This is a genomic window from Trinickia sp., assembly GCF_051954495.1.
Classification (GTDB): domain Bacteria; phylum Pseudomonadota; class Gammaproteobacteria; order Burkholderiales; family Burkholderiaceae; genus Trinickia.
In genome coordinates this window covers 1-23,003 of sequence record NZ_JBQCHR010000007.1, presented here as the reverse complement: position 1 = coordinate 23,003, position 23,003 = coordinate 1, and the positions used below count along the sequence as shown (strand labels likewise).

14 protein-coding genes are annotated in these 23,003 nt (G+C 64.7%); 9 read left to right on the top strand and 5 right to left on the bottom strand.

Translation table 11 applies throughout. The features are described from left to right. Window positions 1-584: 584 nt before the first annotated feature. Window positions 585-2,918, top strand: coding sequence for a two-partner secretion domain-containing protein (locus ACTHNR_RS00365; RefSeq protein ID WP_440545387.1), 2,334 nt, complete (start codon window positions 585-587; stop codon window positions 2,916-2,918). Between the two features lie 153 nt (window positions 2,919-3,071). Continuing rightward, window positions 3,072-3,506, top strand: a complete 435-nt coding sequence (locus tag ACTHNR_RS00360; RefSeq protein WP_440545386.1) for a CopD family protein — start codon at window positions 3,072-3,074, stop codon at window positions 3,504-3,506. Window positions 3,507-3,564: 58 nt separating this feature from the next. Here ACTHNR_RS00360 and ACTHNR_RS00355 read toward each other — a convergent pair whose 3' ends face one another. From ACTHNR_RS00355 to ACTHNR_RS00345, 3 genes are all read right to left on the bottom strand, one after another. Further along, window positions 3,565-4,269, bottom strand: a complete 705-nt coding sequence (locus ACTHNR_RS00355) for a glutathione S-transferase N-terminal domain-containing protein (protein ID WP_440545385.1) — start codon at window positions 4,267-4,269, stop codon at window positions 3,565-3,567. Window positions 4,270-4,358: 89 nt separating this feature from the next. Continuing rightward, window positions 4,359-4,748 carry an antibiotic biosynthesis monooxygenase family protein gene (locus tag ACTHNR_RS00350; protein ID WP_440545384.1) on the bottom strand — a complete coding sequence of 130 codons (390 nt, stop codon included), beginning with the start codon at window positions 4,746-4,748 and terminating at the stop codon, window positions 4,359-4,361. Next, window positions 4,745-5,311 carry a cytochrome P450 gene (locus ACTHNR_RS00345; RefSeq protein WP_440545390.1) on the bottom strand — a complete coding sequence of 189 codons (567 nt, stop codon included), beginning with the start codon at window positions 5,309-5,311 and terminating at the stop codon, window positions 4,745-4,747. Before ACTHNR_RS00345 ends, ACTHNR_RS00350 begins: the two co-directional genes overlap by 4 nt. Before the next feature lie 817 nt (window positions 5,312-6,128). Between ACTHNR_RS00345 and ACTHNR_RS00340 the strand changes: the two genes are divergently transcribed. From ACTHNR_RS00340 to ACTHNR_RS00330, 3 genes are all read left to right on the top strand, one after another. Next, window positions 6,129-7,031 (top strand): LysR substrate-binding domain-containing protein, encoded by a 903-nt coding sequence (locus tag ACTHNR_RS00340; RefSeq protein ID WP_440545383.1) that lies wholly within the window; start codon window positions 6,129-6,131, stop codon window positions 7,029-7,031. Window positions 7,032-7,223: 192 nt separating this feature from the next. Then, a complete protein-coding gene (locus tag ACTHNR_RS00335; protein ID WP_440545382.1) occupies window positions 7,224-8,531 on the top strand; it encodes a dicarboxylate/amino acid:cation symporter in 1,308 nt (435 codons plus the stop codon). Beyond that, the gene (locus ACTHNR_RS00330) at window positions 8,528-10,033 is read left to right on the top strand and encodes an aspartate/glutamate racemase family protein (protein WP_440545381.1); all 1,506 of its coding nucleotides are present in this window, start codon (window positions 8,528-8,530) and stop codon (window positions 10,031-10,033) included. The genes ACTHNR_RS00335 and ACTHNR_RS00330 overlap by 4 nt, the downstream gene beginning before the upstream one ends. Here the strand turns inward: ACTHNR_RS00330 and ACTHNR_RS00325 are convergent. Both ACTHNR_RS00325 and ACTHNR_RS00320 read right to left on the bottom strand, forming a co-directional pair. Next, window positions 9,962-10,939, bottom strand: coding sequence for a LysR family transcriptional regulator (locus tag ACTHNR_RS00325; protein ID WP_440545380.1), 978 nt, complete (start codon window positions 10,937-10,939; stop codon window positions 9,962-9,964). The genes ACTHNR_RS00330 and ACTHNR_RS00325 overlap by 72 nt on opposite strands. A 68-nt stretch (window positions 10,940-11,007) precedes the next feature. Then, entirely contained in the window at window positions 11,008-11,886 is an 879-nt protein-coding gene (locus tag ACTHNR_RS00320; protein ID WP_440545379.1) for an MBL fold metallo-hydrolase, read from the bottom strand. Between the two features lie 275 nt (window positions 11,887-12,161). Here ACTHNR_RS00320 and ACTHNR_RS00315 point away from each other — a divergent pair, with 275 nt between their 5' ends. The 4 genes from ACTHNR_RS00315 to pbpC all read left to right on the top strand — a co-directional run. Next, complete coding sequence (locus tag ACTHNR_RS00315; RefSeq protein ID WP_440545378.1) at window positions 12,162-13,172, top strand: succinylglutamate desuccinylase/aspartoacylase family protein; 1,011 nt, start codon at window positions 12,162-12,164, stop codon at window positions 13,170-13,172. 71 nt (window positions 13,173-13,243) lie between these two features. Continuing rightward, a complete protein-coding gene (locus tag ACTHNR_RS00310) occupies window positions 13,244-14,557 on the top strand; it encodes an MFS transporter (RefSeq protein WP_440545389.1) in 1,314 nt (437 codons plus the stop codon). 104 nt (window positions 14,558-14,661) lie between these two features. Further along, the gene (locus ACTHNR_RS00305) at window positions 14,662-20,712 is read left to right on the top strand and encodes an alpha-2-macroglobulin family protein (protein ID WP_440545377.1); all 6,051 of its coding nucleotides are present in this window, start codon (window positions 14,662-14,664) and stop codon (window positions 20,710-20,712) included. Window positions 20,713-20,789: 77 nt separating this feature from the next. Beyond that, the coding region (pbpC, locus tag ACTHNR_RS00300) for a penicillin-binding protein 1C (protein ID WP_440545388.1) at window positions 20,790-23,003 on the top strand (2,214 nt) is incomplete at its 3' end.

The following is a 23,003-nucleotide window of genomic DNA, read 5'->3' as shown; positions in this document are numbered from 1 at the left end:
TCAGGCCGGTTTGGCTGAACACTTTTGGAAGGGGTTTGCACCCCTCCCAAAGAATCGCTGAAACCCCGGCCTTCAGGCCGGGGTCCCAGCTCACCGCCCTGAAGGGCGGGGTTTCAAACCGGAGTTAGATCTACGATGAATGAGCGAGTAATAAGGACGAACCGATCAACGAGTGCGATTTTCCTGGTCGCGTTACGTGGCGCCACCGCGCAGGACAATCGCGGAGAATTATTGATTCAAATCGATTTAAGCGTCACGTCGAATACGGACGAGGCATCGTGGTTTTGCGCCAACGCGGCTGACCAATGCCGAACGCTCTGTGCTTCAAGGCCGAAAGGCGTTGAAAGCTAGGTCGTCGCGAGGATGCGTGGCTCGAAAGCACGAACTCATGTCCGAATTCCACGTTTCCGTATGCCCGAATTAACCCAATAATTCGAGGAGTCCCATTCACCGTTTTCTGGAAATCGGCGATAAATACAAAATGGGATAAAAATGAACCGATCGAGTGTCGGCGCCCAGTTTATTGCATGACGTGCAGCCGTCACGACCATTGTCGTACCCATCACTCAATTTGAGGAGGCTGCATGAGTCTCACAGCGGATGCGCACGTGCTCGTCAAGCGAAAGGCGATATCGCGCGCGTGCATTTTAATGGCGGCGTCATGTGCGACGATGTCGATCGCGAATGCCGGAACGCTTCCGCAAGGAGGGCAGTTCGCGGCCGGAACCGGCTCGATCGGAACGAACGGCGCGACGCTCACCGTCACCCAGAGCTCTGCTCGAGGCGTGATCGATTGGAACAGTTTTTCGATCGGCAGCGGGAATCAGGTTTCGTTCAACAACGGCAGCGGCGCCACGCTCAATCGAGTCACCGGCGGCAACGCAACATCGATTCTCGGCTCGCTATCCGCCACGGGCAGCGTCTATCTGATCAATCCGCAGGGCATCGTCATCGGCTCGACGGGCGTCGTCACGACAGGCGGGCGGTTCGTGGCCTCGACGCTCGACGTGGACGATACCTCGTTCATGAACGGCGGAGCATTGACCCTGACGGGAGCATCGACGCACAACGTGGTTAATCTCGGCAAGATCGGGTCGACGCACGGCGACGTGTTCCTCGTGGCTGCCGGCGAAGTGGAAAACGCGGGCAGCGTCAGTGCGCCCGAGGGAACGGCCGAATTCGCGGCCGGCAGGAAGATCCTCCTGCAGGACGCCTCGAGCGGGCGCCAGGTGTTCGTTCAAACCGGCAGCCAAGGAACCGTACTCGACAGCGGCACGATCGCGGCGGCGCAAGTGAGCTTGCAGGCGGCGGACGGCAATGTCTACGCCCTGTCGGGCAATCACGATGCCATCCGCGCCACCGGCACGGCCACGCGCGACGGGCACGTCTGGCTCGTCGCGGATACCGGTACCGTCGAGTTGCCGCAATCGATCGCCGCGACCAACGTCGACGGCTCCGGCGGAACGGTCGACACGGTCGCCGGTAAGCTGACGTTCTGCAACTGCACGCCAACCGTCACAGCGGGCATGTGGAACATCACGATGCCCAATTACGTGATCGGCAGTGCGGATGCCGGCGCGCTTTCGCGCAGCCTCGGCGCCGGAACATCGATCAACGTGGCGACGACGGGCGCGGCCGGCGCCGAAGGCGATATCAATGTCGCCGGCAACCTCGCATGGTCCGGCGGCGCCACGCTCGCACTCAACGCGTACCGCGCGGTGACGCTCGGCAGCGGCAAGACGATCGCCAATTCCGGCTCGGGAAGTTTGACGCTGCGCGCCGACGCCACGTCGATCGACAACGGCGGCGGGGTATTGAGCGTCGGCACGATCGATTGGTCCAAAAGCACGGGCACGGTCAATCTATACAGCGACATGAACGGCACGTATGTGCCCGGGACGCTGCTCGGCAACGCGGCCTGGGTTCCATCGCTCGCGAGCGGCATCGTCACGCAGATCACCGGCTATCGGCTCGTCAATTCCGTAGCGGACCTGCAGAACGTGACGAACGATCTTGCCGGCAACTACGCGTTGGGCCGAGACATTTCGGTTGGGGGACCCTTCACGCCGATCGGCACGTATAGCAGTGGCCCAAGCGCGGCGTTCACGGGCCAGTTCGATGGGCTTGGCCATGCGATCGACGGCGCGTCTACGGGTACGTCCGGCCTGTTCTATCAAATCGGCGGCAGCGGCGTCGTGCGCAACCTCGGCGTCACGAACAGCAACATTGGCTACGGTCAGTGCTATTCCGACGCTTGCTACACGGGTTTGCTCACGCAGGAAAACGACGGACTCATCGCGCGTTCGTACTCGACCGGCTCGTTTGGTTTCGACGACTTCGGTCCCGGCACTTCCTATTCCGTCGGCGGGCTCGTGGGGTTGAACAACGGGACGATCGAGCAGTCGTGGAGCAGCGCTTACATTGGGGGCATGCCAGATTTTAGCGGCGGCCCCGGCGCCGGAGACCTCGGCGGGCTAGTCGGGGACAACAACGGCCTGATCTCGCAGTCCTATGCGACCGGCGCGGTCAGCGGCGGCAGTTGGGCGTTTGTCGGCGGACTCGTCGGCCGCAGCAACGGCGCCGTCACACAATCGTTCGCGACGGGTGTGGTCAGCGGCGGCGGCGGCTCGTTCTGGTTCGGCCCAGGGGGCGGCGCGGGCGGGTTGATCGGCGGGGGGAGCGGCGGCGGCAGCGACGACTACTGGAATGCCCAGACTTCCGGCCTGTCGACCGACAGCGGCGGGGTACCGGCCGCCAACGGCCTAACGACGGCGCAAATGAGCGATCCGTCAAGTTTCGTCGGCTGGGATTTCTCCGCGAACGGTGTGTGGACCATGCCTTCAGGCTCGACGTATCCGCAGCTGCGCTGGCAGGTCGCGCCGGCGGCCGGTGTGGGCGCGCAAGCGCAGGCCATGTAGGCGCTCGCTCGAGCGAGTCCTGCGTCGGGCGCGCCGGCAGCCGAGCGCCCGGCACGACTCGGTTCAGTGTCCGTCATCGCTGCTCGGCATGGCGCTCATCGCGGTTCTGCCGCTATGATCCGGGCATCATGACTTCGACACGAGGTGCGACCGATGCTTTATCTGTGGCTAAAAGCCGTGCACGTTGGCGCGGTGCTCGTTTTTCTGGGCGGGCTGTTCGTCTTGACGATCACGGCGGTGGCGTTTTCCCGATTGAATAGCCCGGAGCAGATGAAAGAGCGAGGCGTGCTCGTCGAAACGGTGCTGCGTTGGGATAGGCGCGTTACCTCACCGGCGCTGGGGCTCGTGTGGATCGCGGGCATCGCGCTCGTGTGGATGGGCGGGTGGATGACTTCGCCTTGGCTGCTCGTCAAGCTGTGTTTCGCGGTGTTCCTGTCCGCCGTGCATGGGATGACATCCGGCATGTTGCGGCGGCGTATGAGCGCAGAGAGCGTTCGTCCCATGCCTCGAGCGCTTCGCGCGTTTCCGGCTGCGATCGTGGCGAGCGCGATCGCGATTGCCGTGCTCGTCGTGGTCAAGCCTTTCTGACCCGCTTCCTACGATAGAGCGCGCGCCCGAACCCGCACGGGCGCGCGGTGAGTTCAGGCTAATCGCGGCTGGGAATGTTGAGGCCCTTGATGACGGCGGGCCGCGCAAGGAACACATCGAGCGCGCGTTTCACATGCGGAAAATCGGCGAAGCCGACGAGTTCGCCCGCCTCGTAGAAGCCTACGAGATTGCGAACCCACGGGAACGTGGCGATATCGGCGATCGTGTAGTGCTCGCCCATGATCCATTGGCGCTCGCGGAGCCGATCGTCGAGAACCTTGAGCAGGCGCCGCGCCTCGGCGACATAGCGGTCGCGCGGGCGTTTGTCTTCGTAGTCCTTTCCGGCGAATTTGTTGAAGAAGCCGACCAGGCCGAACATCGGGCCGATGCCGCCCATTTGGAACATCAGCCATTGGATCGTTTCGTAGCGGCCCGCTTCGTCGCTCGGGATCAGCTTGCCGGCCTTGTCGGCGAGGTAGATCAGAATCGCGCCCGATTCGAACAGGGGGAACGGCTTGCCCCCTGGGCCATTCGGATCGAGGATTGCCGGGATCTTGTTGTTCGGATTCAAGGACAAGAACTCGGGCGACATCTGATCGTTGGCGTCGAAGCGCACGAGATGCGGCTCGTAGGGCAGGCCCGTTTCTTCGAGCATGATCGATACCTTGACGCCGTTCGGCGTGGGCAGCGAATAAAGCTGAATGCGCTCGGGGTGCAGCGCGGGCCATTTACGTGTGATGGGGAAAGCGGAAAGATCGTTCACGCGTTGCCTCGAGAGGAAGGGAGCGGGCAGGCATGGCGGTGGGGCGATTTACCCGCGCTCGACCGCGCATGCAAGGGTCGACGGGCATTTTAACCGGCAGCCGTCGACTTTGCAGGCGTGCCTGAGCGGCCCCCTCCGTCATGCACGCTTCGGCTGTCGGCGGGCGCCTGCTCGCGCGCATGCATGCCGTAGTCGCGTACGACGCCGGCGATGCGCAGCCGGTAATCCTCGAACACCGAGGCGCGTCCCGCCGCTTGCGCGTGGCGATGCGCCTCGACGTTGCGCCATTGCGCCACGGCCTCCTCGTCGGCCCAGAACGACAGCGAGAGCAACTTGTTCGGATCGCTCAGGCTTTGAAAGCGCTCGATCGAGATGAAGCCCGGAATCTCGGTGAGCAGCGGTTTCAATTTGGCTGCGATGTCGAGGTACTCGTCGCGATGACCCGCTTTGGGGATGACTTCGAAGATGACGGCGATCATTGAGGATTCCCTTCCGTGAAAGTGAACTTCGGTATCCGGCCATTTAACGAGGCCCTGTACGTCCAATGCAGCGCCGGGTTCGAAAAATCGAACCTTGCTGCGGCGAGCGCCATCGTAATACCTGCTGCGATTGCCCGTGCAATCGTTTCGCCGGGGCAGGCGTGTCGTCCCGCGCCGAAGCCCGGCAAGCCGTCGTGCCGGCGATCGAGGACGAAACGGTCGGCGTTTTCGAATACCGTCTCGTCGCGGCTCGCGGCTGCAAGCAAGACGAGCACGGCATCGCCCGGGCGTAATTCCACGCCCTCGATTTCGACGGCCTCTCGCGCGAACCGCCGCGTATTGTGGACGGGCGGGTCATAGCGCGCCACTTCGTGGACGAAGGGGTGAATATCGAATGGCGCGGCGATCAGGTGCTTGGCAAGTCCATGCTCTCGCGTCAGCGTCACGATGCCGTTGCCGACGAGGCCCGCGGTTGCGTCGAACGTCTGCGAAAACAAGCCGAGCAGATTCGCGACCAGCGGGTTGGGGATCTCGGCGCTGCGGGCGAGGCCGCCCGAGACCATACGCTCGACGAACGCCGATGCGGCTGGGCTGCGCTGCGTCAACGCGAGCAGCCGGGCCTGCAGTTGCACGGCGGCCTCATGAGCGCCGCGCAGCGCCTCGGGGCTCGAGGCCGGAGAGAGGCAAGCTACGAAGTGTCGTACCGACGCCTCGAGGCTATCGTCGGCGGGCATACCCACCAGCTCGGCAACGATGCGCACCGGCAGGGCGAACGCCAGCGCATCGAGCAGCCCGGCATCGTTCGCTTGCGTGCCGACGGCCTCGATCAACGCGACGGCATGCGTACGCGCCAATTGGAATACCGTCTCTGCGTCCACGGCGCTCAACGCATTGACGAGCGAACGCCGGGCGATACGATGCGCGTCCCCTTCATTCATTCGAGCGAGCCTGCCGAACACCTCGCCCGCGGGCTGGCCGGCGATCGCGTGCGGCACGGGTTCCGTCGGGGGACGTACGGTGAGCCGCTCGTCGTCGAGCACCGCATGCACCACGTCGTGACGGGCGGCAACCCACAATCCCGTTGTCGCATCCTTGAAAACAGGCGCCTCGTTGCGAAGTTCGGCGTAGTAGGGATAGGGATCGGCGTGCGTCGCAGCCTGCAACGGATCGGTCGGGTACGGCTCTGTCATGAGCGCCTCGTCGAGTGGGGGTAGAAGCAGTGTATTTCGCTCGCGGCCATCGATGCTTCAGCGCGAACTGAAACGTGCATGCCGAGCGCCGCTCGAATAAGCATTCGATCGCCGACACGCCGCGGGTATAGCCTCGTCGTACAATGCGGCCATCCGGAACTCGCTAGCTTGCCGCGCACGCCCATTGCCTATGGAAATCAAGTGGATCGAGGATTTCATCGCGCTTGCCCAGTATCAAAGCTTTTCGCGAGCGGCCGAGTTTCGCAACGTCACGCAGTCGGGCTTCAGTAGACGGATTCAATCGCTGGAGCAGTGGGTCGGCGCCGAGTTGATCGATCGCAGCAGCTTCCCGCCCGTTTTGACGCCCGCGGGCCGCTTGTTCAGGGAAGTGGCCGAAGACGTGCTGCACAAGCTTTTCGACACGCGCGCCGTCATCCGCACCGAGCAACGCATCGGCGGCAAGAGCTTGCAGATCGCGGCAGGGCATACGATCGCGCTCAATTTCCTGCCCGCCTGGTTGAAAACGCTTGCCGCGCATTTCGGCGACGTGCGGGCGCGCGTCATCCCGACCAACGTGCACGACTCCATCCTCATGCTCGTCAACGGCAATTGCGAGCTGATGTTCGCCTATCACCATCCGGAGTTGCCGCTGCATCTGGACCCCGTGCGCTACGAGCATATGACCGTGGGCATCGATACGTTCATGCCGGCCAGCAAGCCGAACGCGCGCTCGGCGCCGCTCTACCGGTTGCCGGGCACGGCCAAGCAGCCGCTGCCGCTGATCTCCTACACGGAAACGAGCTACTTCGGTCGATGCTTCGCGCTGTTGCTCGAGCGGGCGGCCGCGGCTCCGGCCCTGCAGCTGCACTATGAATCCGACATGGCCGAGGTGCTCAAGAAGCTCGTCGTCGAAGGCGAGGGCGTCGCATGGCTGCCGAAGAGCGCGATCGCGGACGAGCTGGCGAGCGGGGAATTGGTGGCGGCCGGGCCGCGCAGCTGGAACCTCGAAGTCGAGCTGCGGGTTTATCGCGACGCGTCCAATCGCAACGACTTCCTAGACACGCTTTGGCGGCATCTGCGCACCAGCACTTGAAGATGCGCTCGCCGCAAGGGTTTTCCCGGGTTATGCGAGATTCGCATAGGCCGATGCAGGACCCGCATCGCCGCTTTTTCGGTACTCCCTACTATCCGTTCCGACTCATGAGCGAGCGGCGGGCGAGAGCCCCCGGCTCTTTCGTGCGCTAGCGCTCGCCGTGGCGCCGGCGCCAACCCAGGACGGATCAATATGAAAAATCGCCTTACGTTGTACATCGCCGCGGGCATGATCCTCGGCGTCGCCGCGGGTTACGTCTGCCACGCGAGCGCCCCCGATGCCGCCGCGGCGAAGGCGGCGGCCGGATACTTTTCGATCGTCACCGATATCTTCCTGCGGCTGATCAAGATGATCATTTCGCCGCTCGTGTTCGTCACACTCGTATCGGGACTGGCCGGCATGGAGGGCGGGCGCGAGGTGGGGCGAATCGGCGTTCGCACGCTAGGGTGGTTTCTTTCCGCGTCGCTCATTTCGCTCGCGCTAGGGTTGTGCCTCGCCAACGCGTTGCAGCCCGGCGCGGGTCTGCATCTCGCGGCCGGCGCGGGCGAAGGCGTCGCGGGCCTCAATACGGCCGCGCTGAACGTCAAGGACGTCGTGACGCATGCTTTCCCCACGAGCTTGCTCGATGCGATGGCGCGCAACGACATCCTGCAGATTCTCGTCTTCTCGCTGTTCTTCGGGCTAGGGCTCGGCGCGTTGAAGGAAGACCCTCGTGTGGCGGGGTTGGTGCGAGCCATCGAAGGCATGGTGCCGGTCATGCTGCGCTTGACCGACTATGTCATGCGAGCCGCGCCGCTCGGCGTGTTCGGCGCGATCGCGTCGGCCGTCACCTTGCGTGGGCTCGATGTGCTTTACACGTATGGAAAGCTCATCGGCTGCTTCTACTTGGGTCTGGTGCTGCTGTGGGCCGTGTTGATCGGCGTCGGGTACCTGTTCCTCGGGCGGCGCGTGGGCGTGCTGCTCAAGGCGGTGCGCGAACCGGCGATGCTGGCGTTTTCGACGGCGAGCAGCGAGGCGGCGTACCCGCGTCTCGCCGAGCAGCTGGAGAAGTTCGGCGTGGACAAGAAGGTCGTCGGCTTCGCCTTGCCGCTCGGTTATGCGTTCAATCTCGACGGCTCGATGATGTATCAATCGTTCGCGGCCATCTTCATTGCGCAGGCATTCGGCGTGGACATGCCATTGTCGCAGCAGATTTTCATGTTGCTGGTGCTGATGCTGAGCAGCAAGGGGATGGCCAGCGTGCCGCGCGGGTCGGTCGTCGTCGTCGCCGCGGTGGCGCCGCTGTTTCATCTGCCCGCCGCCGGCGTGGCGCTGGTGCTCGCTATCGATCAGATCCTCGACATGGGCCGCACGATGACGAACGTGATCGGCAACAGCGTGGCGACGGCCGTCATCGCGAAGTGGGAGGCGGCGCGCCAAAGCCGGCTCAAAACCTTGCCTTCAAGCGATGTGCGCGGCGAATTGACGGTGTTCGAACAGGCGCGCATGGACGCGAAATGAAGCAAGAACCCATTCGCAAGTTCGGCGTCATCGGGGGGCTCGGGCCGCTGGCCGGCGCCGATGTCCTGTTCAAGCTGATGAAAGCGGCGCCCGCGACGAGCGGCGCCGACCAGTTCGACGTGATTTATCGGCAGCATGCTTTGCCCGGCGACGGCCCCAACGATACCCCCACGATCGAGCGCAAGCTGTATGTCTTCGATCTGATCAGGGATTTCGAACTGCATGGCGTCACCGCCGTGGTGCTCCCGTGCTTCTCGAGCCACACGTTCATCGACGAGTTGCGCGCGAATTCGCGCTTGGCGATCGTGGACATCGTCGAGGCCGTGCGCGGCTTCGTCGAACGGCGATACCCGAACGCGAGGCGCATCGGCCTGCTCGCGTCCCGCTTCACTCGGGAGCAGCGGCTGTTCGAGCGCTACTTCGTTGCGCCGCGGTTCGAGGTCGTTCATCCGTGCGGCCTCGACGGCATGGACTGCGTGAACGAGGCTGTCTATGGGGCGGACGGTATCAAGCAAGGCCGGCTCGACGGCCGTCCCGTGGATCTATTGCGACGCGCCTGCGAAGACCTGGTCGAGCAAGGCGTGGACGTCATCGTGCCAGGCATCGCCGAGATCGCCCTCGTTGCCGACCAGCTCGGCGCCATCGGTGCGCCCGTCATCGATTCAAATTCGGCCTACGCCCAGCACGCCCTCGAAGCGGGATGCGGGCCGCGGCCGGCGGCGTTCAAGGTCGGCGTGGTCGGCGGGGTCGGGCCGGCCGCGACAGTCGACTTTCTTCGAAAGATCGTCCTCAACACGCCCGCGGCGCGCGATCAGGATCACATCAAGTTGCTCGTCGAGCACAACCCTCAGATCCCCGATCGCACCGAGCACTTGATCGGCGACGGCGCGGATCCGACGGTGTCCTTGTATGCGACGTGCAAGAAGCTCGAAGCGGGCGCGGCCGATCTGATTGCGATTCCCTGCAACACGGCCCATGCATTCGTCGATCGGATAGCGCCGTACCTCGGCATTCCGATCGTCAACATGCTGACGGAGACTGTGCGCTATCTGCGCGAAGCCTATCCGGCGCTGCGCGACGTGGGCGTGCTGGCGACATCGGGGACGATCGAAAGCGGCGTGTATCGCGATGCGCTGGCCGCGCAAGGGCTGACGCAGGTAGCGCCGAGCGATGCGCTGCAAACGCGTGTCATGGCCGCGATCTACGGCGAGCGCGGCGTCAAGGCGGGATTTACCGAGGGACGATGTCGGGAGGACATTGCCGCGGCCATGGAGGGTTTGATCGAGGCCGGCGCCGAAGTGGTCGTGCTCGGCTGCACCGAACTGCCGCTCCTCCTGCCCGACGCGGTCTACGTTGGGAGGCGGGGGCAACGCGTGACACTCGTCGATCCCACTGACGTGCTGGCTCGGCGGTGCGTGGCTTATGCCATGTCAACGGCTGCCGCGAGCGACGCGGGTCTTGCCCGAGGCGCCCGCGACGCTCGCGTTCAACACACTCAATAAGCGCGAGAGCGCGGGATTATCGTTGGCGGGGACATAAGCGAACGCCAGCGGCAACCGAACCGGCGACGGCTTGATGGGAACGAACGCGATGCGCACGGGGGCCCGCGAGCGGTTCGCCGAATTGACGAGCGCCGCCCCGATGCCGGCCGATACCAAGGAAAGGATGGCCGATTCCGTCTGCTCTTCCTGCGTGACGCGCAACGTCAGGCCGCCGTCTCGGCAGGCTGCGATCAACGCATCGTAGTAGGCCGGATAGATGTGCCGCGGAAACGACACGATCGGTAGGTCGTGCAAGTCGCGTAGCGAGACCGAGCGCCGCTTGGCGAGTGGCCAATCGCTGGGCACGGCCAATACGACTTCGTGTTTCGTCAACTCGACGGTAGCGATGCCGGCGGGCGTATCGCCGAACACGTAGACGAATCCGCCGTCGAGCGAGCCGGCCCGCAGCGCTTCGTATTGCTCGGGCGTGTTGAGCGCCGACACCTTGATCGCCAGTTGCGGGAGATCGCGCTGAAGCTTACGCAGGGTGTCCGGCACCGGCCCGTCCCAACTCGCATTGTCGACGACGCCAAGCTGCAGCGTGCCCGATTCGCCGGCGGCGAAGCGTCTGACGGCAAGTGTCGCCCCCAAGACCGTTTCGACGGCTTTGCGTGCCTCGCGCAGATAGAGTTCGCCGACCGCCGTGAGTTCGACGCCGCGCGCGGTGCGTTTGAAGAGCGTCGCGCCGAGAATCGATTCGAGGTCGTGGATTTGCCGTGTGATCGCCGGCTGTGTGATGTTGATGCGTTCCGACGCCAAGCGGAAGCTGCCCGATTCGGCCACGGCGATGAAATAGCGCAAATGACGCAATTCGACGAGCGCGCTGCTCGGCAAGGCATCGAGCAAGCCGTCGTTGGGCGCTTGCATGGCGGCGACTCCGTTGGACGATGAAGGCGCCGACATTTTATGCCGCGCTTGCGGCGACCCGGCTCGTTTCAAATGAATCGCCATTCGAAGCCGCCTCGTTCATCGCGATGAACGCGCCCGGCCGAGGCGCCCGCGAAGTGCGAGGAGAAGACCGTGGCGTCGTGATCGGCCGCGTAGCCGAGGATGCGGCGGCGCGACGCTGTTGCCTGTATGGGATCCGCGCAGAACGAGGAACTCCAGGACGGCGTCGACACTTGAATCGGATGATGAACCACGTCGCCCCAGAACAAGGCGCGGTGCCCTTCGGATGCGATCTCGATCGACATGTGGCCCACGCTGTGCCCCGGCGTCGGCAGAAAGCGGATGCCGGGCAAGTACGCGCCGCCTTCGTCGGCCACTTCGTCGGCGAGGCCCGCGCGGATCACGGGCAGCACGCTGTCCTCGAACACCATCATTCGGTTCGCGGCGGCGGGGGTGGCGTAGAACGCGCGCTCGGCCGCGCCGAACACGTAACGCGCATTGGGGAAGGTGGGCGTCCATTGTCCGTCGACAAGGCGTGTATTCCACCCGACGTGATCGACGTGCAGATGTGTGATGAGGACGAGGTCGACATCCTCGGGCTGCACGCCGACCGCGGCCAACCGTTCCAGATAGGGCGTATTCAGCCGGTGGAACACGGCGCCGAACGGCCGGTCCTTGTCGTTGCCGCATGCCGTGTCCACGAGGATTACGCGGCCGTCCAACCTCACGACCCACGTATGAACGCTCAATTGGGCGGACGTCAGCGCGGGGTCGGCGTGTTCCGGCACGAGCCACGACGCATGGGCGTGCAGCACGGCGGGATCGAGATCGGGGAAGAGTCGCGCCGCGTCGATCGCGAACGTCTGCTCGGTGACACGCGTGATTTCCGCGGCGCCGATTCGATAGGTGTGGGGACGCTTGGACATGGAAGGTTCCTATGGCGATGGGTGTGTTGCGCCGCGCGTCGTTGTGCTCCGCCGCTTGCGCGGGGCCATGGCGCACGACAGTACTTTCTCCTAACGCGTCGATGCCGTCCAATGCTTTTTGCTGCGATGATCGATGCCCGTTGTGCATCGCATTCGGCCGATGCCGATTGGGCATCGCACCCCGCTTGCTTCGGCATTGGAAATATCGCGCCGTGTCCCCGATAGTCGTTTCCGACGGACAGCGAATTCCTGTTCGCTTTCAAGGAGACGCAAAAATGGCACAGCCGCGCAGCCTCATCCAATGCACGATCGACTTCGACGCGCAGGGCTTTCGAACCGGCACCCTGCGAGTGCCGTACTCGCACGATCGTTCCGCCTACGGGCACATTCCGATTCCAATCGCGGTCCTGAACGGCTCGCCCGGGCCGACCGTGTTGTTGACCGGCGGCAATCACGGGGATGAATTCGAGGGGCCGCTTGCGCTGATGAAGCTGCTTCAAGATCTGCCGAGTCTCTCGATTCGCGGCCGTTTGATCGTGATTCCCGCGCTGAATTTTCCCGCGTTTCTCAAGGGCGCGCGCACCTCGCCCATCGACGGCTGCAACCTCAACCGCATCTTTCCTGGGAAACGAAACGGTTCGGTCTCCGAAATGATCGCTCACTACGTCGACAGCGAGTTGTTCCCGCTGGCGGACATCGTGGTCGATCTGCATGCGGGCGGGGCCTCGTTCAATCATATGCCCATGGTGCTCGCGGCATTGCCTGAAGACCCGCGTCGTCATGACGAATACATCCGCTTGATCGATGCCTTCGGGGCGCCGCACACGATGCTGATGGACTTGCTGGGCGAGGACCGGACCTACGGCGCCGCGGTCGAGCGTCACGGCAAGCTGTTCGTCTGCGGCGAATTCGGCGGCTTCGGCACGTGCAACGTCGACGGTTTGAGGATCGTCGAGCACGGCTTAGCGCGCTTGCTGCACGCGGCCGGCGTGACCGAGGAGGCGTCGGCGCCCGACAGCGGCGGCACACGCCTCATTCGGGTGGACGGGGCGCGCCATTACCTCTTCGCGCCCGAGCACGGCGTGTTCGAACCTATGTTCAAGCTTGGCGACAAGGTCGAGGCGGGGCAGCCCGCGGGGCAGCTGTTCGATCCGTATGCGCCCTGGCAGACCCCACGCCTGCTTCGATTCGAATCCGACGGCATGGTCGTTTGCGTTCGCTCGTTCACGGGCGTCGAACCCGGCGATTGCATCGCATTGCTGGCCCGCGACGCCGGCTGGGCGTGATTCAAGGCATAACCCCATAACGATCTAGGAGACAATCCATGGCCCGGGCTCCGGTTCTTTCCAACATTCAGATGAATGCCCCGTTACCGATGACGGCGCTGCGCAGCGCGTACATCGTATTCACGTTCTTTCTGTGTTTCGTTCTGTCGTACGTCGACCGTCAAATCGTCAGCATCTTGGTTCAGCCGCTCAAGGCGACGCTGCATTTGTCCGACACGCAGATCGGCATGCTTCAAGGCATCGCGTTTACGTTGTGCTATGCCACGGCCGGCGTCTTCATCGCGAAGCTCGTCGACCGATCGAATCGCGTGCGGTTAATCGCCGCTTGCGTTGCGATATGGGCGGTATCCACCGCGATGTGCGGGACGGCCCACAGCTTCGGAGAACTGCTGGTTTGGCGCGCCGGCACCGCGATCTCGGAGGCGGCGCTCAGTCCGGCCGCGTTGTCGATATTCAGCGATCTGTTCGTGCCGCGCAAAGTGGCGCGCGCATCGAGCGTGTTCATGCTCGGGCCGTATGTCGGCGGCGGCGTTGCCTTGCTGGGCGGCGGTGCGTTGCTCGACTGGACGGCGCACTCGGGACATGCGTCGGCGTTCGCGGCGCTCGGCATCGAGCCGTGGCAGCTGGCCTTCATCGTGGTGGGGTTGCCAGGGCTGCTGGTCGCCGGGCTCATCATGCTCACGATCCGCGAGCCGGCGCGCGCAAACGGCAATGGCGACGCCACGGCGGGGCTGGGCGCGGATGACGCGGATGACGCGACGCCGAGCATGAAAGAGGTCCTGCGCGAAATCACGATCAAGCATCGTTTCTGCGTGCCGTACTTCCTCGGCTACACGGCGTTGATCCTGCTGTTCTACTCGCATGCCGCGTGGTTTCCGACGCTGTTGATCCGCAAGTTCGGCTTGGCGCCGGGCGAGGTCGGGCGCATGGCAGGCCCGGCTTACATGATCGGCGGCATGGCGGGCGTTGTGAGCGCCGGTTTCCTGATCGGGCGCGTGACCGACGCCGGCGCGCTGTCCAAAGCCCTCCGGATCGCCATGTTCGCCGCGTGCGCGCTGATGCCCGCGGCGCTCGCGGCGCCGCTGATGGCGCACGTGGGCGAGGCGCTGGTGGCGTACGGCCTATGCGCTTTCGCGGCGAGCATCGTCATGGCGCTGGCCCCGGTGCCGGTCCAAGTGGCGCTGCCGAACCGCATGCGCGGCCGGGCGCTCGCCATTCTCGTGTTCTTGACGAATACGGTCGCCGGAGGGTTGGGCCCGTTCGTCGTGGGTTTCCTGGCGGACCGTTTCGCCATGGGCGCCGATGGATTGGCGATGGCGCTTGCGATCGTCGGGACGAGCGCGGCCGCGGTGAGTGCGGTGCTTTATTGGCTTGCGGCGCGATAAATCTCAACATGCGCGACGCTTTGCATTTGTGTCTCGGAGCCGCCGTATAAGTCAGTTAAAATCGCCCCCAATTCCGAATAACAACGAAACTGGGAGCGCGCTCCATGCGACGCGGCACGATTACACGACAATGCAAACGGATTGCCGCGACGGTCGCGGCGCTGGGGATGCTCTGCGCCACCGCGTGGCATGCCGACGCCGCGCGCATCACGCGCGTATCGCCGCAGGGGACGGTTTCCAAGGTTCGGCAAGTCGTCGTGAAGTTCGACGAATCGATGGTCGCGTTCGGCGCCCCCGATCTGCCTGCGCCGGCTGCCGTCAAATGCAACGACGCCACCTCCAGCGCCGGGCAGGCGCGCTGGATCGACGACAAAACCTGGGCCTGGGATTTCAACGAAGATCTCCCCCCGGGAGTCGCCTGCGCGGTCGATTTGAAGGATGGCCTTAAAACGTCGGCGGGCACGGCGCTCACGGGCCCGAAGCACTACACCTTCCAAACGGGCGGCCCGTTCGTTCAAAGCATCGAGCCTTACGGCGGCCAAATCGAGGAAAACCAAGCCTTCGTCGTGCGGCTCAACGGGCCCGCCACCGATGCCTCGGTGCGCGACTTCGTCTGGTGCGAATCGAGCGCGCTCGGCAACCGTATCCCGATCAAGAACGTCGATGCGGCCACCCGTAAGGCGCTCCTCAAGCGCTTCGACCTGCAAAAGCAAGCCTCGCGCGTCCTGACGCTGCAATGTCAACAAGCGTTGCCCTCGGGTACGAAGGCGCAGCTCGTCTACGGCAAAGGCGTCGCGAGCCCGAGCGGGATCGCGAACGATGTCGAGCGCCGCTTCAATTTTTCGGTGCGCGACCCGTTCGCGGCGAGTTTCAGTTGCGAGCGCGAGAATGCGAAGGCGCCTTGCACGCCGCTGCGCCCGCTTCGATTGACCTTCAACGCGCCGATCTCGCGTAGCGACGCCGAGCAAGTCCGCATGAAGGGGCCGAACGGCGACATCAAGCCGACCTTCTCGGAGGACGACAAAGATCCTCAAACGACCACGGTGGAATTTGCCGCGCCGCTGCCCGAGCGCGCGCAGTTGACGATCGTTTTGCCGTCGAACCTGAAAGATGTCAGCGGCCGCTCGCTTTCCAACGCCGATTTGTTTCCGTTGAAGACGGCCACCGCGCCGTTGCCGCCGCTCGCCAAGTTCTCGTCGGGCACGTTCGGGATCATCGAGCGTTTCGCGGAACCCGGTATGCCCGCGCTCGTGCCTGTCACGCTGCGCAACGTCGAAGCCGATCTGCACATTGCCGGGCTCAATGCGGGCAGTGCGCAATTCACTGAACTACGCGTGGAAGCGGACACGGATATTCGACGCTGGATGCGCACCGTCGATCGATTCGACGGGTTCGCCATGACCCGCAACGAAATCGATCGGCAGATGCCGCAACTGCTCGCGCACAACCCGCACCCGGTCATCGTGCCGCGCGACAATGAGCAACAAGACGACAAGGAAGACCGCAAGAATCCCAACATCGACGTTCGTTCGCTGTCGCTGCTGGCCGGCCAATCGAATGTCGAAACGCTGACGCTGCCGAAAGCGGACCCGAAGACCCTGCGTCCGTTCGAAGTCGTCGGCGTGCCCGTCGCGAAGCCGGGCTTTTACGTCATCGAGCTTTCGTCTCCCGCGCTCGGCGCTTCGCTGCTCGGCAAGCATGCGCCCATGTTCGTGCGCACGGCGGTGCTCGTGACGAACCTCGGCGTTCACTTCAAGCAAGGGCGCGAGAACAGCGTCGTTTGGGTGACGACGCTCGACAAAGGCCAACCCGTACCGAACGCGGACGTACACGTGAGCGATTGCAATGGCGCGGAGCTCGCGTCCGGCAAAACCGATGCGCACGGGGTATTGACGATCTCCGGACCGCTCTCGCCGCGTGCGCAGTGCAAGGACGACAGCTTCGAAGGTCTGTTCGTTTCGGCGCGCATCGACGACCCGAAGACGGGGCACGACATGGCGTTCGTGCGTTCCGATTGGAATCGCGGCATCGAATCGTGGCGTTTCAACGTGCCGACCGATACGAGTGTCGAGCACACGGTGCGTGCGCACACCGTTTTCGATCGCACGCTGCTGCGCGCGGGCGAGACCGTTTCGATGAAGCACTTCATTCGCGTCGAAACGATGCATGGGCTGGCTTTTCCGAAGGCTTATCCCACGCGCCTGACGATCCGTCACATCGGCAGCGGTCAAACTTGGCACTTCCCGTTGACCTGGGCCGCCGATCATACGGCCGATTCGACGTTCGTCATTCCGGCGGCGGCCAAGCTGGGCGAGTACGACGTCACGCTCGACGACGGCAATGCAACCGCGGCGTCGGGCAACGACGGCCAAGGCGACGATGACGAAGCATCGCCCGCGCACAGCTACGATTCGGGGAGCTTCCGCGTCGAGGAATTCCGGTTGCCGGTGTTCAGAGGCTCGATCGGCGTGCGCGACGAGAAGGCGCACCCGCTCGTCGCGGCCAAACAGGCGCCGCTGACGTTGCAGATCGAATACACGTCGGGTGGCGGCGCATCGGGCCTGCCGGTGCAGGTTTCGGCCTTGATGAAGACCACCTATCCTTCGTTTTCCGACACGTACCCCGACTTCAGCTTCACGCCGTACGTCAAGCCGAAGCAGGATGCGGCGTCCTCGCCATCGGACGACGAAGCGCAAACGGAGCAGCAAACCGAGGACGATTCGTCGAAACTCATCGCCGACAAGGAGCCCGTCACGCTCGATCGCAACGGGTCGGGCGCCTTCACGCTCAAGAACCTGCCGCAGGTGGACGCGCCCAAGCGCCTGACGCTCGAGGCGACGTTCGCCGATCCGAACGGCGAGGTGCAGACGATCAGCGGCGACGCCACCTTGTGGCCCGCGGCCGTCGTGGCCGGCGTGAAGTCGGGGCAGTGGGTGTCCGTGGGCAACACGGTGCCCGTGAAAGCACTCGCCGTCGATTTGCAAGGCAAGCCGCGCGCGGGCGTGCCGCTCGAAGTGCGAGGCGTCGCGCGCATCACGATCTCGACGCGCAAGCGCATGGTCGGCGGCTTCTACGCTTATGACAACCACACGGAAACGAAAGACCTCGGCACCCTCTGCAGCGGCAAGAGCGACGATCACGGTTTGATGACGTGCGACGCCAAGCTGAAGGAGGCGGGCAACGTGGACCTCGTGGTCACCGCGAAAGACGGCGACGGCCATGCATCGACAGCGACGACTTCGGTGTGGGTCACGCGCGAGGAAGAACTCTGGTTCGGCGGCGAGAACACCGACCGGATCGACGTCTTGCCGGAAAAGACGGCCTACGAGCCCGGCGAAACCGCGCGATTCCAAGTGCGCATGCCGTTCCGCTTCGCGACGGCGCTCGTGGCGGTGGAGCGCGAGGGCATCATCGAAACGCACGTCGTTAAGCTCGACGGCAAGGATCCGACGATTTCGCTGAAGGTGGATGCCGCCTGGGGGCCGAACGTCTATGTTTCGGTACTGGCGTTGCGCGGACGCATTCACGAGGTGCCTTGGTATTCCTTCTTCACGTGGGGTTGGAAGGCGCCGCTCGAATGGGTGCACGCGTTCTGGTACGAAGGCCGGCGATACGAGGCGCCCACGCCGCTCGTCGATTTGTCGAAGCCGGCCTACCGCTACGGCTTGGCTGAAATCAAAGTGGGGGGCGCCGCGCACAAGCTTGCCGTGACGGTGACGCCCGATGCAAAGACGTATACCGTGCGCGGCAAGGCGCACGTGAAGGTGCGCGTGCAGCTGCCGGGCGGCAAGCCGGCGCCGGCCGGTACGCAAGTGGCCGTCGCGGCCGTCGACGAGGCATTGCTCGAACTGATGCCGAACGATAGCTGGGCGCTGCTCGATGCGATGCTGCAGCGGCGCGCCTACGGCGTTGAAACGTCGACGGCGCAAATGGAAATCGTCGGGCGCCGGCATTTCGGCCGCAAGGCGGTGCCGGCGGGCGGCGGGGGGGGACATAGCGCCACGCGCGAACTCTTCGACACGCTGCTGCTGTGGAATCCGCGCGTGACGCTCGATGCGAACGGCGAGGCCGTCGTCGATGTCCCGCTGAACGATGCGCTGACGAGTTTCCGCATCGTCGCGATCGCGGCGGTGGGCGACGGCACGTTCGGTACCGGCAGCACGTCGATTCGCAGCACGCAGGATCTGCAGCTGATTTCCGGCCTGCCGCCGCTCGTGCGCGAAGGCGACCATTTCAGAGCGCAATTCACCGTGCGCAATACGACGGCCCGTGCGATGAAGGTGGTCGTCACAGCGAGCGCGTCGGGGTTGACGTTGGACCCGCAAACGGTGGACGTGGCGCCGGGCTCGGCGCGCGAGGTGGCATGGACCGTGACGCCGCCAGACGGCTTGTCGGAGGCCACGCCCGCCGCGTTGACTTGGAGCATCGCCGCGGCCGAGCAAGGCGGGCCGCACGCGAGCGATGCGCTCAAAGTAACGCAGCGCGTGACGGCCGCGATTCCCGTGACCGTGCAGCAAGCGACGCTGACGCAGGTCGACGGCACCTTCACGTTGCCGATCGCCGCGCCGGCCAATGCCACGACCACGCAAGCCGGCGCCGTACGCGGCGGGATTGCCGTGTCGCTGCAACCGAAGCTGTCGGAAGGGTTGCCGGGCGTGCGCCGGTGGTTCGAGCGCTACCCTTACGGCTGCCTCGAACAGCTGACTTCGCGCGCGCTCGGCATGTCCGATGTCGCGCAGTGGCAGGCCGTGATCGCGCGCATGCCCGTGTACCTCGATCGAGATGGTCTGGCGAACTACTTCCCGCCGAGCGACGACAGCGGCAATACGGGCAGCCCGACGCTGAGCGCTTATCTCCTGGCCGTGAGCGACGAGGCGTCCAAGCTCGATTCGCGCTTCGCCTTGCCCGACGACTTGCGTGCGAAGCTCGAAACCGGCCTGACCAACTTCGTCGAAGGCAAGATCACGCGCAATTATTGGTCTCCGCGCAAGGATCTCGATCTGCGCAAGCTCGAGGCGATCGAGGCGCTGTCGCGCTTCGGCGATGCGCGCCCCAGTATGCTCGAATCGATCGAGGTCGCGCCGAATCAATGGCCGACTTCGGCGGTACTCGACTACTACGCGATCCTTAGCCGCGTGAAGGAGATCCCGCAGCGCGACCAGAAGCTGGCGCAGACCGAACAGATCATCCGTGCGCGCCTAACCTATCAAGGCACGCGGCTGACGTTCTCGACGGCCGACAGCGACGACTTGTGGTGGCTGATGACGGGTTCGGAAACGAACGCCGCGCGCACCGCGCTGACCTTCGTGGGCGCCCCTGGTTGGAAGGACGAAATGCCGCGTCTCGTCGCGGGCTTGCTTGCGCTGCAGGATCACGGGGCATGGTCGACGACCACGTCCAACCTTTGGGGAATGCTGGCCGTGCAGGCGTTTTCGCGCGCGTTCGAGAGCACGCCCGTCACGGGGCAGACGAAACTGCAGCTGGGTGCGGCGGCGAAATCCATCGATTGGAGCCAGCCGGCGTCGGCGGCGGGGAATGCGGCATCCGCGACGGCCATCACGAAGACCGCGAACGTGCGCAGTCAATTGCTGCCTTGGCCCGCCGACGCGCGCACGTCACCCGTGCCGTTGACGCTCACGCAGCAAGGCACGGGCAAGCCCTGGGCGACGATCGAAAGCCTTGCCGCCGTGGCGCTCAAGGCGCCGTTCGCGGCCGGGTACCGAATCACGAAGACGGTGACGCCGGTCGATCCGGCCGTGAAGGGTGTCTACACGCGCGGCGACGTCGTGCGCGTGCATCTGGACATCGATGCGCAAACGGACATGACGTGGGTCGTGGTCAACGATCCGGTGCCGGCCGGGGCCACGATCCTCGGCTCGGGTCTCGGGCGCGATTCGGAAGCGGCGACGTCGGGCGAGAAACCGCAAGACGGCGTGTGGCCCGCGTTCGTCGAGCGCAGCTTCGAAGGCTATCGCGCGTACTACGACTATCTGCCCAAGGGGAAATTGTCGATCGAATACACGATTCGGTTGAACAATGCGGGCACGTTCGGCTTGCCGCCGACACGCGTCGAGGCGCTCTACGCTCCATCGACGTTCGGCGTGATGCCGAATGCGAACGTCGTCGTCCAGCAGCAGGCGGCGGCGAAGCAATAAGGAAAGGTACGGCTAAGGGAAAGACAAAGGCAGGAGTTTCGATGCAATCGATGCTGGGCGCCCCGCGCGTGCGCGCCATGCTGGGGATTTTGATGTTCGTGGCGGCGTCGCATGCCAGCGCGCTGCCGTCGTTCGATCGTGTCCGCGCACAATGGCGCAGCTCCGATTGGCTGCTGGTCTCGCGCGACGGCGTGACGCTGCAGCGAACCCGCATCGACAAGCAAGCCCGTCGCGGCGACTGGGTCGCGCTTGCCGATGTCTCGCCCGCGCTGCGCGAGGCGATCGTCGTTTCCGAGGACAAGCGCTTTTACGAACATAGCGGCGTCGACTGGCACGGGGCGGCGGCGGCCGCATGGGCGAACCTTTGGAACACGCGCACACGCGGCGCATCGACCGTCACGATGCAATTGACAGGACTCCTAAATGATGACCCGCAGCGCTCGGGGCAACGGTCGATCGCGCAGAAGGCGGAACAGGCGGTCAGCGCGCTTTGGCTCGAACGGTCTTGGCGCAAGGATCAGATCCTTGAAGCGTATTTGAACCTGGTGCCGTTTCGGGGCGAAGCGGTGGGCTTGTCGGCGCTGTCGTTGACGCTGTTCGGCAAAGCGCCGTCGGGTCTCGACGAACGCGAGGCCGCGGTCGCGGCGGCGTTGATCCGCGCGCCGAACGCGCCCTATGCGAAGGTCAGCACGCGGGCTTGCCGGATTCTGCGCGATATGAAGGCTCCGCAGCGATGCGAGAATCTCTCGAGCTACGTGCAACTTGCGTTCGCCCGGCCGGCGCCCGCGCAGCTTGCGGTGGCGCCCGATGCGCAAACGCTGGCGCCGCATTTCGCACGGCGTGTGGCAGACGAAGCGCATCCGGCCGCGGGTTCGCGTATCGTGACGACGCTCGACGCGCGGCTGCAGCGTTTCGCCGTGGATACGCTGCGCCGCACGCTGGTCGAATTGAACGCCCCGGCGCACGCGCGCAACGTGCATGACGGCGCGGTCGTCGTGCTCGACAACGCCACGGGCAACGTGCTTGCGTGGGTGGGTTCGTCGGGGGGCTTGTCGGGCGCGCGCGATGTCGACGCGGTGCTCGCGAGCCGGCAAGCGGGCTCGACGCTCAAGCCCTTCCTGTACGCCCAAGCCCTTGACGAACACCGGCTGACTACGGCGTCGCTGCTCGACGATGCGCCGCTCGATCTGGCGGCGGGCGGCGGGCTCTATATCCCGCAGAACTACGACAAGGACTTCAAAGGCTGGGTCAGCGTGCGCACGGCGTTGGGGTCGTCGCTGAACGTGCCGGCCGTGCGAACGCTCGTCATGGTGACGCCGCATCGATTCGCGACCACGTTGAAGTCACTGGGCCTGCCGTTGACCGAGAGCGGCGACTACTACGGGTATTCGCTCGCGCTCGGCAGCGCGGACGTGACGCTGCTGTCGTTGACGAATGCCTATCGCGCGCTTGCTAACGGGGGCGTGGCGTCGCCGACGCACGACTTGCCGTCGCCGCCCGCGAAACGAGGCGGCGCGGCAGGGCCGGACGGTTCGCATCGCGTATTCAGCGCCGACGCCGCTTATATCATTACGACCGTGCTGTCGGACAATAACGCCAGAACGCGCACGTTCGGCTTCGACAGCCCGCTGGCGACGCGCTTTTTCTCGGCGGTGAAGACGGGTACGAGCAAGGACATGCGCGACAACTGGACGGTCGGTTTCACCTCCCGCTATACGGTGGGCGTGTGGGTGGGCAACGCGGACGGCGATGCGATGTGGGACGTATCCGGTGTGACGGGGGCGTCGCCGATCTGGGCCGCGATCATGGGCTACTTGCATCGGCACGCGGCGAGTACGCCGCCGCCCATGCCCAGCGGCGTCGTTCGAACGCGCGTCGCATTCGAGCGCAACGTGGAGCCGCCGCGCGACGAGTGGTTCTTGAAGGGCACGGAAGTTACGACGATCGGGCTTGCCGCGGATGCGAGCGATCGGGCGATGCATGGGATGGACGGCAATGCAAAGGAGCCAGGGACGGAGCGCACCAGCGGCGCACCGCGCATCGGTGCACCGACGGACGGCACCTTGTTCGCATTGGATCCGGACATTCCCGCTGCTCGTCAACGAATCGTGTTCGAGCGCGTGAGCGGCTCGTCGACGAGCAGCGCGTGGCGTTTGGACGGCAAACTGCTCGGGCATGCGGAGCGGGTGCAATGGCTGCCGTGGCCGGGGCGTCATACGCTCGAGCTCGTCGACGCGCATGGAACAAGTGTCGATGCAGTGCGTTTCGAAGTGAGAGGGGCGACGGCGCGG

What these genes read in the sequence shown, in the direction of transcription:
- ACTHNR_RS00335 (WP_440545382.1), top strand. Translation starts at nt 7,224, where the DNA reads ATGAAAAATCGCCTTACGTTGTACATCGCCGCGGGCATGATCCTCGGC.
- ACTHNR_RS00350 (WP_440545384.1), bottom strand. Translation starts at nt 4,748, where the DNA reads ATGATCGCCGTCATCTTCGAAGTCATCCCCAAAGCGGGTCATCGCGAC.
- ACTHNR_RS00360 (WP_440545386.1), top strand. Translation starts at nt 3,072, where the DNA reads ATGCTTTATCTGTGGCTAAAAGCCGTGCACGTTGGCGCGGTGCTCGTT.
- ACTHNR_RS00345 (WP_440545390.1), bottom strand. Translation starts at nt 5,311, where the DNA reads ATGGTCTCGGGCGGCCTCGCCCGCAGCGCCGAGATCCCCAACCCGCTG.
- ACTHNR_RS00315 (WP_440545378.1), top strand. Translation starts at nt 12,162, where the DNA reads ATGGCACAGCCGCGCAGCCTCATCCAATGCACGATCGACTTCGACGCG.
- ACTHNR_RS00330 (WP_440545381.1), top strand. Translation starts at nt 8,528, where the DNA reads ATGAAGCAAGAACCCATTCGCAAGTTCGGCGTCATCGGGGGGCTCGGG.
- ACTHNR_RS00340 (WP_440545383.1), top strand. Translation starts at nt 6,129, where the DNA reads ATGGAAATCAAGTGGATCGAGGATTTCATCGCGCTTGCCCAGTATCAA.
- ACTHNR_RS00305 (WP_440545377.1), top strand. Translation starts at nt 14,662, where the DNA reads ATGCGACGCGGCACGATTACACGACAATGCAAACGGATTGCCGCGACG.
- ACTHNR_RS00365 (WP_440545387.1), top strand. Translation starts at nt 585, where the DNA reads ATGAGTCTCACAGCGGATGCGCACGTGCTCGTCAAGCGAAAGGCGATA.
- ACTHNR_RS00325 (WP_440545380.1), bottom strand. Translation starts at nt 10,939, where the DNA reads ATGCAAGCGCCCAACGACGGCTTGCTCGATGCCTTGCCGAGCAGCGCG.
- ACTHNR_RS00320 (WP_440545379.1), bottom strand. Translation starts at nt 11,886, where the DNA reads ATGTCCAAGCGTCCCCACACCTATCGAATCGGCGCCGCGGAAATCACG.
- ACTHNR_RS00310 (WP_440545389.1), top strand. Translation starts at nt 13,244, where the DNA reads ATGAATGCCCCGTTACCGATGACGGCGCTGCGCAGCGCGTACATCGTA.